Annotated in this window: 14 protein-coding genes; 2 read left to right on the top strand and 12 right to left on the bottom strand. The window is 44.8% G+C overall.

Going from position 1 to position 13,545, the window contains the following annotated elements:
* Positions 1–263 precede the first annotated feature (263 nt).
* Positions 264–1,220 (bottom strand): D-2-hydroxyacid dehydrogenase, encoded by a 957-nt coding sequence (locus tag Q0577_RS26865; RefSeq protein ID WP_298741919.1) that lies wholly within the window; start codon positions 1,218–1,220, stop codon positions 264–266.
* A gap of 244 nt (positions 1,221–1,464) precedes the next feature.
* Positions 1,465–3,864, bottom strand: coding sequence for a thiamine pyrophosphate-dependent enzyme (locus tag Q0577_RS26860; protein ID WP_298741917.1), 2,400 nt, complete (start codon positions 3,862–3,864; stop codon positions 1,465–1,467).
* Between the two features lie 210 nt (positions 3,865–4,074).
* Here Q0577_RS26860 and Q0577_RS26855 point away from each other — a divergent pair, with 210 nt between their 5' ends.
* Both Q0577_RS26855 and Q0577_RS26850 read left to right on the top strand, forming a co-directional pair.
* Positions 4,075–4,485 carry a DUF1573 domain-containing protein gene (locus Q0577_RS26855; RefSeq protein WP_298741915.1) on the top strand — a complete coding sequence of 137 codons (411 nt, stop codon included), beginning with the start codon at positions 4,075–4,077 and terminating at the stop codon, positions 4,483–4,485.
* Between the two features lie 148 nt (positions 4,486–4,633).
* Positions 4,634–5,860, top strand: coding sequence for a pyridoxal phosphate-dependent aminotransferase (locus Q0577_RS26850; protein WP_298741913.1), 1,227 nt, complete (start codon positions 4,634–4,636; stop codon positions 5,858–5,860).
* A gap of 741 nt (positions 5,861–6,601) precedes the next feature.
* On the opposite strand, the gene carA is transcribed toward Q0577_RS26850, so the two are convergent.
* The 10 genes from carA to map all read right to left on the bottom strand — a co-directional run bounded on the left by carA (position 6,602) and on the right by map (position 13,452).
* Positions 6,602–7,714: a glutamine-hydrolyzing carbamoyl-phosphate synthase small subunit gene (carA, locus tag Q0577_RS26845; RefSeq protein ID WP_298741911.1), complete on the bottom strand. Its 1,113-nt coding sequence runs from the start codon at positions 7,712–7,714 to the stop codon at positions 6,602–6,604.
* 139 nt (positions 7,715–7,853) lie between these two features.
* Positions 7,854–8,678, bottom strand: a complete 825-nt coding sequence (locus Q0577_RS26840; RefSeq protein ID WP_298741910.1) for a hypothetical protein — start codon at positions 8,676–8,678, stop codon at positions 7,854–7,856.
* 137 nt (positions 8,679–8,815) lie between these two features.
* Complete coding sequence (rplQ, locus tag Q0577_RS26835) at positions 8,816–9,313, bottom strand: 50S ribosomal protein L17 (protein WP_298741909.1); 498 nt, start codon at positions 9,311–9,313, stop codon at positions 8,816–8,818.
* Positions 9,314–9,435: 122 nt separating this feature from the next.
* A complete protein-coding gene (locus Q0577_RS26830) occupies positions 9,436–10,431 on the bottom strand; it encodes a DNA-directed RNA polymerase subunit alpha (RefSeq protein WP_298741907.1) in 996 nt (331 codons plus the stop codon).
* Positions 10,432–10,454: 23 nt separating this feature from the next.
* The gene (gene rpsD / locus Q0577_RS26825; RefSeq protein ID WP_298741905.1) at positions 10,455–11,060 is read right to left on the bottom strand and encodes a 30S ribosomal protein S4; all 606 of its coding nucleotides are present in this window, start codon (positions 11,058–11,060) and stop codon (positions 10,455–10,457) included.
* Positions 11,061–11,214: 154 nt separating this feature from the next.
* Complete coding sequence (gene rpsK / locus Q0577_RS26820; protein ID WP_298741903.1) at positions 11,215–11,616, bottom strand: 30S ribosomal protein S11; 402 nt, start codon at positions 11,614–11,616, stop codon at positions 11,215–11,217.
* Positions 11,617–11,708: 92 nt separating this feature from the next.
* Positions 11,709–12,089, bottom strand: coding sequence for a 30S ribosomal protein S13 (gene rpsM / locus Q0577_RS26815; RefSeq protein WP_298741901.1), 381 nt, complete (start codon positions 12,087–12,089; stop codon positions 11,709–11,711).
* 39 nt (positions 12,090–12,128) lie between these two features.
* Positions 12,129–12,245: a 50S ribosomal protein L36 gene (gene rpmJ, locus Q0577_RS26810; RefSeq protein ID WP_072360626.1), complete on the bottom strand. Its 117-nt coding sequence runs from the start codon at positions 12,243–12,245 to the stop codon at positions 12,129–12,131.
* 21 nt (positions 12,246–12,266) lie between these two features.
* Positions 12,267–12,485, bottom strand: a complete 219-nt coding sequence (infA, locus tag Q0577_RS26805) for a translation initiation factor IF-1 (RefSeq protein ID WP_012789309.1) — start codon at positions 12,483–12,485, stop codon at positions 12,267–12,269.
* A gap of 166 nt (positions 12,486–12,651) precedes the next feature.
* A complete protein-coding gene (map, locus tag Q0577_RS26800) occupies positions 12,652–13,452 on the bottom strand; it encodes a type I methionyl aminopeptidase (RefSeq protein WP_298741899.1) in 801 nt (266 codons plus the stop codon).
* Positions 13,453–13,545: the final 93 nt, after the last annotated feature.

Raw genomic sequence — 13,545 nt, 5'->3', positions numbered from 1 at the left:
AATGAATTTTCTTCATGTCTTTAATAGTAACCGCGGGGGTTATTAATCTTTTCCAATTTAGCTAATTCTTCCTAATTCCGGAAAAATACAGGAAACTTTTTTATGACTTACTGTTATTCATTTTATTCATTATTGATATCTACAATAACTAATATCCGATTCTAAGTATCAGACTATCAACATAAATATAACAGTTACCCATATCAGTAATTAACGGGCACAGCGTTGCTGGCAGCGATCTCAGCCTGCTAAAATAGATGCGATCAATTTAGCAGGTTTTCGGGTTTGCCTGAAAGGTAGGACCGTACATTTTCAATTACCGTATTCAGTAGGCGGCCTCTGGCCTCTTTTGCCGCCCAGGCAATATGGGGTGTTACCAGGCAATTTTTTGCATAAAACAATGGATGTTCAGCAGCCGGCGGCTCTACCGAAAGTACATCGAGCCCTGCGGCGGCAATACGTTCATTGTTCAGGGCGTTGGCCAGGTCCTGCTCATTTATTAGTGGGCCGCGGCTCGTATTGATGAGCAGGGCGTTCCGTTTCATGGTATCAAGCAAAGCCTTGTTCACAAAGCCGCGGTTCTGCTCGTTCAGCGGACAGTGTAAGGTAATAATGTCTGCCTGTGCAAAACAATCTGCCAGCGATACAAAGTGCACTCCATCCATTTTGTCCCGCTCAGGGTGTTTATGGTGTGCTATTACCCGCATACCAAATGCAAGCGCAATCTGCGCCACCGCCTGTCCTATCTGGCCTAATCCAACAATGCCCAGTACTTTGCCGTCGAGCTCCTGCAATGGCGCTTTCCAGTAGCTGAAATCATCGCTGCGGCTCCAATCCCCTGCCCGTACACTGTCTGCATGCAGTTTAACATGGTTACAAAGCTCAAGTATCAGTGCAAATGTAAACTGCGCCACTGCAGCTGTACCGTATGCAGGTACGTTGGTCACTTTTATCTGCCGGGCGCTGGCAGCGTTTACATCCACGATATTGTAGCCGGTGGCCATTACACCGATGTATTGAAGCTGGGGCAGCTGTGCTATGGAGGCCGCATTCACAATGGCTTTATTGGTCAGTATAATGTGGGCATTCTTGGCGCGGAGGGCAACCTCACTTTCTTTTGTCCTGTCGTATATGGTAACATTGCCCAGTGCATGCAGTGGGCTCCAGTCAAGATCTCCGGGATTTAAAGCATAGCCGTCTAATACAACAATATTTTTCATCTGCAGTTCTTTTTGCCGTTGTTAATATAGTGAGTTTTGGCACGATTATGTACTAAGTTTAAACAGGCACCGGATTGAAATAATCGTTAAATAACACGGCCATGGCATAGTAGTATGGATATTATTTTTAATATTTGTAGCACCTTCTGCTTGTCATCTGCCTGAACCTACAACTGTTACACTGAAAAAAAACGTCCCGTGTGAACATACTACACGGGACGTAATGTTTTATTTCAGGTTGTGATTATTCTGCCATCATCGACATCACAGTCTTGATCACATCTTCTGTATTAGGCTTGGAGAAATAATCCCCGTCAGATCCATAGGCAGGCCGGTGGGCCTGGGCACTAAGGGTACGGGGAGCCACATCCAGCCAACGATAGCCGCCCTGCTCTTCCATTACCTGCTGGAACATGTAAGCGGTGCCTCCACCCGGAACATCTTCATCGATGAATAAGATCCGGTTGGTTTTCTTCAGTGATTCCACAATACTGTGGTGGATATCGAAAGGCAACAGGGTTTGAACGTCTATCAGTTCACAGGAAATTCCCATTTGAGACAGTGTATGCATGGCTTCTTCCACAATACGCAATGTTGAGCCATAAGATACTAAGGTAATGTCAGTACCTTCATGCAATACTTCCGGTATACCTAACGGCACAGTAAATTCAGTAAGGTTGGCCGGGATTTTCTCCTTCAGGCGATAGCCGTTCAGCGATTCAATCACAATAGCCGGTTCATTGGCACTGAGCAAGGTATTGTACATACCTGCCGCCTGTACCATGTTACGTGGTACGCAAACATGCATACCGCGCAAACTGTGAATGATCATTCCCATGGGAGAACCGGAATGCCATATGCCTTCCAGCCGGTGACCACGGGTACGAACAATCAGCGGGCATGCCTGTATTCCTTTGGTTCGGTATTGCAGGCTGGCCACATCATCACTGAGAGGCTGTAATCCATACAGCAGGTAATCAATGTACTGGATCTCAGCAATAGGACGCAGTCCGCGTAAAGCCATACCAATTGCCTGTCCCATAATGGTGAGCTCACGGATACCGGTATCGAATATACGCTGCTTGCCATGCTTCTGCTGCAAGCCGGCAAAGCCCTGGTTTACGTCGCCTATCTTACCTACATCTTCTCCAAAGGCAAAAACCTTCGGATTTTCAGCAAACAGCTGATCAAAGTATTTGTTCAGCACTTCGTATCCATTGACCATATGCACTTCTTCAGTAAACGAAGGAGCAACAGTTGGCACATTCAATGCAGAATTGGCACCGGTGGCATAAAGGTTCGTGTTATAATTTTCCCGCTCCTGGGCAAGCAGCTGGTCGTAATACTGTTGCAGGGCCTTTAATGCAGGGCTCTGCGCTTTCTGGTGATGGAACAGGATGCCGGCCGCAGCCTTTAATACATCACGGCGTAAGGGTTCGCGGTTAGCCTGAAGTTCCTGCATAACCCGGTTTACCATCTCTGCATCCGCAGTGCCTTCGGCTACCAGGGCTTCTCCATGCGACAGCATCGTTTTAACATGCTGTTTGATTGGAGTGATGTATTTCTCCCAGGCGCTTTTCCTGGCTGTTTGTGCAGTGATCTTAGCCTGGCTTTCAATTTCCCGGAGTGTGGCATCATCAGCCAGCGCATTCTCAATGATCCACTGCCGCATCTTCACATTACAATCAAAATCCTTCTCCCAGGCAAGGCGGTCCTTGCTCTTGTAACGCTCATGAGATCCGCTGGTAGAGTGGCCTTGCGGCTGCGTGATCTCTTCAACGTGGAACAAAGCGGGGATGTGTGTTTCGCGCACTTTGCGGAGGCCGTTTTCAAACACCTCGCACATACCTGCGTAATCCCAGCCCTTTACGTTGTAGATATCAAAGCCATTGGAATCTTCTGTTTTGCGGAAGCCCTCCATTGCGGCGCTGATAGACCCCTTGGTGGTTTGATATTTACGCGGTACCGAAATACCATAACCGTCATCCCATATAAATACGGCCAGTGGTACCTGCAAAACGCCGGCTGCGTTCATGGTTTCCCAGAAATGCCCTTCAGACGTAGAGGCATCGCCGATAGTAGCAAAACATACTTCGTTACCGTTATGCGATAAATTGGTAAAAGGCTTCAGGATATCTACCTCACGGAACAGCTTTGAGGCAAATGCAAGACCCAGGGCACGCGGCATCTGGGCCGCTGTAGGTGCCATATCTGTAGCTGTATTCTTTATCTGGGTAAGATCCCTGAAACGGCCGTCCTCGGTTATATTAGGTGTCGCAAAATGCGAATTCATCTGCCTGCCGGCTGAAAATGGTTCATTCTCAGGATCGGGATCGGCATAAAGTTGAGAAAAGAATTGCTCTATCGTGGCAATGCCGCTGGCAAATGCAAAAGTCTGGTCGCGGTAATATCCTGAACGAAAATCGCCCGGCAGGAAGTATTTCGCCATTGCGATCTGAGCCACCTCTTTACCGTCGCCGAATATACCGAACTTGGCTTTGCCCGTAAGCACTTCCTTACGAGCCAGCAGACTAACTTCCCTGCTTTCGCAAGCCAGCCGGTAGTCATTCAATACTTCCTTGCGGAACTCTTCAAAAGATAACCGGCTGCTCATGTTCATAGTCAGTTCATTATTTTCTATCATGCCCTGTTGGTTAAAGTGCAAAAGTAAGGTTAATTATACAAGTGAAAAATAGTTGCTAATTGACTGAAAATGCCGTCCTTAAATTAAAATGATTTTTTTAAGAAGATTTTAATAATTTGGCGGCTATAGAAGTATTTTTGGCTGTAAATTTGTTACTATTCCAGGGTAAAAACCAGTTTTTTAACCAAACCGTTTAAAAACCAAACTATAATGATGAAAAAGTTTATCTTATCCCTATTTGCGAGCATGCTGTTCACCACAGCGATTTGGGCCCAGGCTCAAAACGGAGCTGGTACAGGGAACCCGGCAGATGCAAAGGTGAAATTTGTGAAAGAAACTATTGATTTCGGTAAAACCCAACTCAACAAACCTGTTACTGTTGATTTTGAATTTACTAACATTTCTAAAGAGCCTGTGCTGATCGAAGCTGCACGCGCCAGCTGCGGATGTACCACTCCTAACTGGACAAAAGAACCGATCTTACCTGGTAAAAAGGGTAAAGTAACTGCTACATACAGCGCAAACGGCCCTGGCCAGCAGAACAAAACCATCTGGGTAAAGCTCAAAGGCGTTGATCAGGACAAGGAATTACACCTGACCGGCACCGTAGAAGGAAACTAACCAACGGCATGCTGCTGTTGTACGGCAGTATAAAGCATTTTGCATAAAACCTTACAGTATTGCTGTAAGGTTTTTTTATTTAATCACGTAAGGGCACATTTCCATATTGCACATTAGCCTACCTTTGCATTCGCAAATGCAATAGAAAATGCCCGAAATTAGCAACAGGGGACAACTGATGCCCCCCTCCCCGATCAGAAAACTGGTGCCTTACGCAGAAGCTGCCAAAAAAAAAGGCATTAAGGTATACCATCTGAACATTGGCCAACCGGATATCGAAACCCCTCAACCTGTGCTGGATGCCGTGCGGCATTCTACCTTTAAGATCCTTGAATACAGCCACAGTGCGGGCAATGAAAGCTACCGCCGTAAGCTGGTAGATTACTATGCAAGATTTGATATCGCGGTAACCCATCAGCAGATCATTGTGACCACCGGTGGGTCGGAAGCCATCCTGTTTGCATTTATGGCCTGCCTGGATCCCGGTGATGAGGTAATTGTGCCTGAACCTTTTTATGCCAACTACAATGGTTTTGCACTGGAAGCCGGTGTGAAGATCCGCACTATCACTTCGGGTATTGAAAGCGGATTTGCACTTCCCGCCATGGAGGCTTTCGAAAAAGCGATCACATCACGCACCAGGGCTATTTTGATCTGTAACCCCAATAACCCCACAGGTTATTTATACAGTAAAGAGGAGCTGGAGGTATTGAAGCAGTTGTGCCTGCAACATAATCTTTACCTCTTCTCTGACGAAGCATATCGTGAATTTTGCTATACAGGACAGCATTTTTCAGCTATGAACCTCCAGGGTCTGGAGAACCATGCCATCATCATGGATACTATATCTAAGCGCTATAGCGCCTGCGGAGGCCGTATAGGTGCCCTGGTAACAAAAAACCAACAGGTACTGGATGCGGTAATGAAATTTGCACAAGCACGTCTTAGCCCGCCATCGTTTGCACAAATAGCCGGGGAAGCAGCAGTAGATCTTCCGCCTGACTACTTCGACGATATAAAAGCCGAATATCTTTCACGCCGGGATACCCTGGTAGAAGGTTTAAATAAAATTCCAGGAGTATTTTGTCCCAATCCCGGTGGGGCTTTTTATGCCATGGCCCGCTTACCAATTGATGATGCTGATAAATTCTGTCAATGGCTGCTTGAATCTTTTTCTTTTCAACAGCAAACAGTCATGATGGCGCCTGGAACCGGATTTTATGCAACCCCCGGGCTTGGAAAACAGGAAGTGCGCATGGCCTACGTACTGAGCAATGATAATATTGAAAAATCTATCATATGTTTAGAAAAGGCGTTAGAAATTTATCCGGGCCGGGTTGTTGGCAATGCTGTCAATGCAACAAAAAGCGCCTGAAGTAAGCAATTAATTAACATAAAAAATTGATTATTAATAATATAATAACATAATCAATCCTGCAAAATCCCGACCTTTGCTATAAATAGGATAAGTTTTCACGATGCTGATATTATATTATAATAAATTCTATATTTATGTTTTCGACTAAGACGACAAATTTTTTTTAGGAAAAGTATTTTTTAAATCAATTTTCGTCGTATATTTGTTATCGAAACGGTGAGGGACCAGGTTAAAAAGTGATGAAGAAAGGTAGATGCAAGAAAGCAAAATCCACTACGGGTTTAAGAAAAATTTAACCAATAGAATTTTTTCAAACGTCTTTTTGGTCCGAACTTTGTCCCATAATTAGTAGATATACAAGTGAATTATCAGCGGTGTGTAAAAAGTGGAAAATCTACTAAAACGTTTTAGCTAAATATCGTATTTTTGTATCAGTTTTTCATAACGTGGAATTTATAAAGGCAAACGGCTCTGTTCACAGAGCCGTATTTTTTTGCTCTTATCCCTGATTATCTCCCATTTATCGTCAAGATTGAGTACTTCATCACTTGTACTAATTTCCAGCTGATTTTTTTCTGCATTTTTGCTCTCATATTGAAACGGCGATGCCGCCTGTTCTGTTTATGCAGAGCATGAGCCCATCCGCTTGTTTTCATAACGTGGAATTAAAAGAAACGGTCCCGACTCCTCGGGACCGTACCTATTATACTGCTCGTAATATTTGAGATGTTTCGCTCTTTATGACATATACTGCCTGATCATGGTAAAGAAGTCGTCAAACAGATACCTGGAGTCATAAGGGCCAGGGGTAGATTCCGGATGGTACTGCACTGAAAAAGCAGGCTTATCCTTTATACGGATCCCTTCGATAGAACCATCGTTCAGGTTCACGTGGGTTACTTCCACCGTTTTACTGGCAGAGATAGCTTTAGGATCCACTGCGAAACCGTGGTTTTGTGTAGTGATCTCGCAACGGCCCGTGGTAAGGTTTTTTACCGGGTGATTCAAACCACGGTGACCGTGGTGCATTTTATAAGTAGGAATATTATTAGCTAATGCCAGCAATTGATGCCCCAGGCAAATACCAAAGAGCGGACGCTCTGCATTCAATACTTTTTTGACCGTTTCTACTGCATAGGTCAGAGGAGCCGGGTCGCCAGGACCATTGGAAATAAAATAAGCATGCGGCTTGAACTGCTCGCACTCTTCAAAAGGCGTATTGGTAGGAAATACCTGCAGGTAGGCGCCTTTTTCTGACAGGCATTTTAACATGTTGCGTTTTACCCCGTTGTCCAATACCGCAATGCGGATAGGAGCCTCCGGATCGCCTATATTGTACGCTTCCTTTGTAGATACCTCTGCACATAATGCCAGGCCTTCCATGGAAGGGACCTTGGCCAGCTGCTCTTTCAGTTTTTCTACGTCCAGTGTTTCAGATGAGATAATGCAGTTCATAGCTCCCTTACTGCGGATATGGGATACCAGTGCACGGGTATCCACATCATAGATCGCTACCAGTTTATTCTCCACCAGGAATTGCTCCAATGAGCTATCTGCCATTTTGCGGGAATAATTCTGGGCAATGTTCTTACAGATAAGGCCGCTAATCTTTACACTGCTGCTCTCTACATCATCTTTCTTGGTACCGTAGTTACCAACGTAACAGTTATTCATGATCAGCACCTGACCCTTATAGGAAGGATCTGTAAATACTTCCTGGTAGCCAGTCATACCGGTATTAAAGCAGAGCTCACCGGCAGCGGTACCAATCATACCAAAAGCTTTTCCTTGATAAACCGTACCATCATCCAATAATAAGATGGCCGGTTGGCTGGGTCTTGTGTGAGGCATTGTATTATTCAGACTCTTTTAAAAAATCGTGCAAAGTTAGGCATTAATAATGAATAATGATGCATTAATCACATAGCGATAACTGTACCACCTATTTATCTCGTGATATAACCATTATTCACTATACAAATTTCTCCCTTTACTTCACTTTAACAGAGTTGAATATTCGTTTGGCCACTTCCTGCCCGTTAGGATCATCTGAACGGTAGCGGATGCCAACCAGCCAGCGATGCTGCCCGCGCACCATTACCAGGTTGTAAAAAGATAACCTGACCGCACCCTTGTACAGCATGCTACCTTCCTGTAGTACGCCCTGAATATTGGTCTGAGGCAGGGGGTTAGAGGTATACTGGAGGTCTGAAATGCCATCTTCTGCCTGTATTTCTTTGGCAGCCAGGGTAGTAGCTTCCTCAAGGCTGTTGGATACACTTTCCCGGTAGCTGTACATGTCTACAGTTATTTGCATCCCTTTGTCCTCCCTGTTCCGGTAGTTTTTCGCATAATCCAGCATACTCCTCAGTTCCTGGGGCAAAGGTTTGTCGTTTACGCTTAAATGAACGGGAGTGCTGATTTCTATTGCCTGACGACCGATCGTAACGGTTTGCCAGGTAGTATACTGCCAGGACTTCTCCATTTTAGGGTAGCCCCAGGTAACCATCGCCTGTTTCCCGAAATAGGTGCCTGCAACCGCCACAAATGCAAAAACCAGCACAGCTGCAAGTATAAGCCCCCTTCTGCCAGCCGGCCATAAATACTGCTGCATCCACCCGGGTTTGGACGAAACTTCTTCTTCTATGTATATCGCCACCTCACGCTGAAACGCCTCAAAACCGCTGTCAGGATTCTTCTGTTTCCATTCAGCATATGTATTGGGTAGTTTCTTACCGCAGCTTTCACAAAAGGTAAGGAATTCAGATCTTAATGCATTGTAGTGCCCGCAGTGCTGGCAACTCAGGTAATTCATAGGATCGGGTATTAGGGATTTTCAAGCCGCTATATTACAAAATAATACAATCTATGTCAACACAATGAAAGTATCATTCTAAAAAAAACGGACAAGGCAAATGCCTTGTCCGCTGTATAATATTGAGCAACTGTTGTTTACTCAGCTGCTTTTTCTTCAGATTTGCCTTCAGCAGCAGGAGCTTGTTCATCACCAGCTTCTGCAGCTTTCTTTTTAGCCCCACCGGCACGACGGGTTCTCTTGGCAGGCGCTTTTTCAGTTGTCTTGCCATAGATCTCGTTAAAGTCTACCAGTTCGATCAGGGCTGTTTCTGCGTTATCGCCCATACGTTTACCCAGTTTAATGATACGGGTGTAACCTCCGGGACGGCTGGCGATTTTCTCGCTGATAGCACCAAACAGTTCCTTGATAGCTTCTTTATCCTGCAGGTAGCTAAACACGATCCTGCGGTTATGGGTGTTATCAGTTTTAGCTCTTGTCAGCAATGGTTCTACGTATACACGCAGGGATTTTGCTTTAGCAAGGGTAGTAGTGATACGTTTGTGGCTGATCAGTTCACAAGCCAGGTTAGATAACAGGCTCTTACGGTGAGCAGCTGTTCTTCCCAGATGATTTAATTTAACTCTGTGACGCATGACATTTGATTTTTATTCCCCTGTACCGTGTCAGGAATTACAGGGTACTTATGATTGTTATTAAACTTTTAGCGGTCAGTTATAGGCGATGTACCTAATGCTGACCGCTAACATTTCTAAGATTATTCTTCTTCCAGTTTCAGTTTGGAAAGATCCATACCAAAATGCAGGCCCCTTTCATTCAGCACTTGTTCGATCTCGCTCAGTGATTTCTGACCAAAGTTTCTGAATTTCATCAGCTCTTCCTGCTCATACTGCACCAGTTCACTCAGGGAGTTGATCTTGGCAGCCTTGAGGCAGTTAAAGGCGCGAACGCTCAGGTCCAGGTCTTCCAGCGGCGTTTTCAGTATTTTACGCAGCTGCAGCGTTTGTTCGTCTACCACGTCTTCTTTCTCAGTGTCCTTGGTATCAAAGCTGATGTTTTCATCAGTGATGATCATCAGGTGCTGGATCAGAATACGGGAGGCTTGTTTTACAGCCTCTTCCGGGTGGATAGTACCGTCTGTAACCACTTCCATGATCAATTTCTCATAGTCGGTCTTCTGCTCCACACGGGTATTTTCAATGCTGTACTTTACGTTTTTGATAGGGGTAAAAACAGAATCGATGGCGATATAGCCAAACACAGCATCCTTCGGTTTGTTCTCCTCAGCTGGCACATAACCACGGCCTTTACCGATAGTAAGTTCAATATCCAGTTTGGCAGAAGGATCCAGTGTGCAGATCAGCAGCTCAGGGTTCATGATCTGGAAAGCGCTGGTGGCTTTCTCGATCATATCCGCCTTGAACTCAGTTTTACCTTTGATGGAGATCTGGATCTTTTCGTTATTCACTTCATTTTCCACGATCTTCTTGAAACGCACCTGCTTCAGGTTCAGGATGATCTCAGTAACATCTTCGGTAACACCTTTCAACGTAGCAAACTCGTGATCGGCACCTTCTATTTTTATTCCTACAATGGCATAGCCCTCCAATGACGACAGCAATACGCGACGGAGCGCATTACCGATGGTCACACCATAACCTGGTTCTAATGGCCGGAATTCGAATTGTGCTTCAAAGTCGGTTGACTTCTGCAAAACGATCTTATCAGGCTTTTGGAAATTAAGAATTGCCATTGCTATTTGTAGTTTATAAGTTATTATTTAGAGTACAATTCCACTATCAGTTGTTCCTTGATATTTTCAGGAACGCTCTCTCTTTCAGGATAGGCGATGAAAGTACCTTTCATATCCTTCTCATTCCAATCCAGCCAGCTGAACTTGGGGTTCTTACCGCGAATAACGCTGGTCAGGGCAGTGTTAGCAGCGGTCTTTCCTTTCAATCCGATGATATCACCGGGTTTCAGCTGATAAGAAGGTATGTTCACTACCTGTCCGTTAACAGTGATGTGCTTGTGAGAAACCAGCTGACGGGCAGCGGGGCGGGAAGGCGCAATGCCTAAACGGAATACGGTGTTGTCAAGACGTGCTTCCAGCAATTTGATCAATACCTCACCGGTTACACCTTTACGGCGGTTAGCCTCTTCGAACAGGTTAGCAAACTGGCGCTCCAGTACACCGTAAGTGTATTTCGCCTTTTGCTTTTCACGCAGTTGCAGTGCATACTCACCCAGTTGTTTACGCTTACGGGTGGCGCCATGCTGGCCCGGAGGGTTGCTGTTCTTACCTAAATACTTGCCATTGCCTAAAATCGGCTCTCCAAAAATCCTGGAGATTTTGGTCTTTGGTCCTGTGTACCTTGCCATGTTGTTTTTTGTTAGATTTTTTAGTTCCGATGTATGATCATTAAAAAATCTTAAACCCGATCATACACCCATTGTTTATTAAATATAAATCCCAAATTCCAAATACCAAACCCCGGATGGGAATTTGGCATTTGGAATTTGGATATTGTGATTCCTACACTCTTCTTTTCTTTGGAGGACGGCAACCGTTATGCGGTAAGGGCGTAACGTCCTTGATCATGCTCACTTCGATACCGGAGTTCGCGATAGCACGGATAGCGCTTTCACGTCCGGCGCCGGGGCCTTTTACAAATACGTCTGCTCTTTTCAGACCAGCATCAAAGGCGGTCTTCGCAGCATCAGAAGCAGCCAGCTGGGCAGCGTAAGGAGTATTCTTTTTAGAACCCTTGAAGCCCATCTTACCTGCAGAAGACCAGGAGATCACCTGACCCTGCTTGTTGGTAATGCTAACAATGATATTGTTAAAACTGGCGGAAATGTGTACATCTCCGTAGTTATCTACTTTTACTACCCTCTTCTTATTAGCAGCAGTTTTTGTATTGGATGCTTTTGCCATAATAATTTAAAATTCCGAATTCCAATTTCCCCGTTCCACTTACCATGCATATAATCCTGGGAAACTGGAACTGGTTATTTATAATGTCAAGATTATTTCTTAGGTGCCTTTTTCTTACCAGCAACTGTCTTACGCTTACCTTTACGGGTACGGCTGTTGGTACGGGTACGCTGGCCTCTAACCGGTAAGCCTTTTCTATGACGCAGACCGCGGTAGCAGGCAATATCCAGCAAACGCTTGATATTCATCTGCACCTCAGAACGAAGCTGGCCCTCTACCTTGAACTCATTGTTGATGACGTTACGGATGGCTGCCTGATCATCATCATTCCAATCCTTTACCTTCTTGTTAAAGTCAATACCTGATTTGGTCAGGATGTATTGAGCGGTAGAACGGCCTATACCATAGATATAGGTGAGGCCTATTTCTCCTCTTTTATTCTTAGGAAGATCTATACCGGCTATACGTGCCATATTGCTATTTTAAAATTTACGTGTTTTAATTAATCTGAATTATCCCTGGCGTTGTTTGAAGCGGGGGTTCTTTTTGTTGATCACCAACAATTTGCCCTTTCTACGCACTATCTTGCAATCTGCACTTCTCTTCTTGATGGAAGCTCTTACCTTCATATTGTTAAGAATTAAGTTGTGTTATTTATAACGGAATATTATTCTTCCTCTCGACAGATCATACGGGCTCATCTCAACGCCTACCTTATCTCCAGGCAAAATTCGTATGTAGTGCATTCTCATTTTCCCAGAAATAGTCGCCAATATCTCATGCCCATTCTCCAATTTTACACGGAACATAGCGTTAGACAAGGCTTCCAGTATAATTCCATCCTGTTTAATGAGTGCCTGTTTTGCCATAAAAATTTTTAGGACTGCAAAGATAGCTAAAATCTTTTGAAATCGAAAAATTTCCCAAAATTAATTAATAATAGCGTTGAATAATCGATAATTTCCGCGGAAAACCTCGTTTCCTCCCCCCTTTCCAATCACTACCTACTTTTACTTATCAATAACCCTCTATTTGTTAATAGCTGGAATTCAAAGCTGTATTCTCCTTCTCTGCTCTTTCAATACCGGCAAAGCTGGAAAGTACGTCTGCTTTACCTTTCATCACCGCCACCGTATGCTCATAGTGCACAGAAGGCTGTTCATCGCGGGTAGCTACCGTCCAACCATCATCCATATACGCCACATCCTTGGAACCGAGGTTTACCATAGGCTCTATGGCGATCACCAATCCTTCTTTCAGGATAGGCCCGCTTCCCCTTTTTCCATAATTAGGCACCTGGGGATCCTCATGCAGATGCTTCCCAACCCCATGTCCTACAAGCTCGCGCACAACGCCATATCCACGTTCTTTCTCAGCATATTCCTGGATGGCGAAGGCAATATCTCCTACCCTGTTCCCAGCTACTGCCTTTTCAATGCCGCGGTACAATGCAGATTTGGTGGCAGCCATCAACTGTAACACCTCTGCTTTCACGTTGCCTATTGCAAAGGTATAAGCACTGTCTCCATGAAAACCATTGAGATATACACCCACATCCACTGATACGATGTCTCCATCCTGCAACACATAAGCATTGGGAATGCCATGCACCACCTCATCGTTCACAGAGATACAGGTACTCTTGGGATAACCACGGTAATCCTTAAACGAAGGAACCGCGCCGTTATCACGAATAAACTGATCCGCCAGCCTGTCCACATCCAGGGTAGTCATCCCCGGTTTAAGTGTTTTTGCCACCTCTTCCAGTGTGGCGCTTACCAGCAATGCGCTTTTACGCATTAACTCTATTTCCTCTCTGTTCTTGTAATGGATCATGATATCTTCTCCAAAAGGTCACAATGTCACAAGGTCAAAAGGCCTCTTATAAACTGGTAAGACCTTCTGACCTTGTGCCTTTATGTAATTAAA

The sequence above is a fragment of the uncultured Chitinophaga sp. genome, assembly GCF_937898475.1.
Lineage (GTDB): Bacteria > Bacteroidota > Bacteroidia > Chitinophagales > Chitinophagaceae > Chitinophaga.
This window is presented reverse-complemented; position numbering and strand designations above follow the sequence as displayed.

What these genes read in the sequence shown, in the direction of transcription:
- rpsM (WP_298741901.1), bottom strand. Translation starts at nt 12,089, where the DNA reads ATGGCACGTATAGCCGGTATAGATCTTCCTAAGAATAAAAGAGGAGAA.
- carA (WP_298741911.1), bottom strand. Translation starts at nt 7,714, where the DNA reads ATGCCTCACACAAGACCCAGCCAACCGGCCATCTTATTATTGGATGAT.
- Q0577_RS26865 (WP_298741919.1), bottom strand. Translation starts at nt 1,220, where the DNA reads ATGAAAAATATTGTTGTATTAGACGGCTATGCTTTAAATCCCGGAGAT.
- Q0577_RS26840 (WP_298741910.1), bottom strand. Translation starts at nt 8,678, where the DNA reads ATGAATTACCTGAGTTGCCAGCACTGCGGGCACTACAATGCATTAAGA.
- Q0577_RS26860 (WP_298741917.1), bottom strand. Translation starts at nt 3,864, where the DNA reads ATGATAGAAAATAATGAACTGACTATGAACATGAGCAGCCGGTTATCT.
- rplQ (WP_298741909.1), bottom strand. Translation starts at nt 9,313, where the DNA reads ATGCGTCACAGAGTTAAATTAAATCATCTGGGAAGAACAGCTGCTCAC.
- rpmJ (WP_072360626.1), bottom strand. Translation starts at nt 12,245, where the DNA reads ATGAAGGTAAGAGCTTCCATCAAGAAGAGAAGTGCAGATTGCAAGATA.
- map (WP_298741899.1), bottom strand. Translation starts at nt 13,452, where the DNA reads ATGATCCATTACAAGAACAGAGAGGAAATAGAGTTAATGCGTAAAAGC.
- rpsD (WP_298741905.1), bottom strand. Translation starts at nt 11,060, where the DNA reads ATGGCAAGGTACACAGGACCAAAGACCAAAATCTCCAGGATTTTTGGA.
- Q0577_RS26855 (WP_298741915.1), top strand. Translation starts at nt 4,075, where the DNA reads ATGATGAAAAAGTTTATCTTATCCCTATTTGCGAGCATGCTGTTCACC.
- Q0577_RS26830 (WP_298741907.1), bottom strand. Translation starts at nt 10,431, where the DNA reads ATGGCAATTCTTAATTTCCAAAAGCCTGATAAGATCGTTTTGCAGAAG.
- Q0577_RS26850 (WP_298741913.1), top strand. Translation starts at nt 4,634, where the DNA reads ATGCCCGAAATTAGCAACAGGGGACAACTGATGCCCCCCTCCCCGATC.
- infA (WP_012789309.1), bottom strand. Translation starts at nt 12,485, where the DNA reads ATGGCAAAACAGGCACTCATTAAACAGGATGGAATTATACTGGAAGCC.
- rpsK (WP_298741903.1), bottom strand. Translation starts at nt 11,616, where the DNA reads ATGGCAAAAGCATCCAATACAAAAACTGCTGCTAATAAGAAGAGGGTA.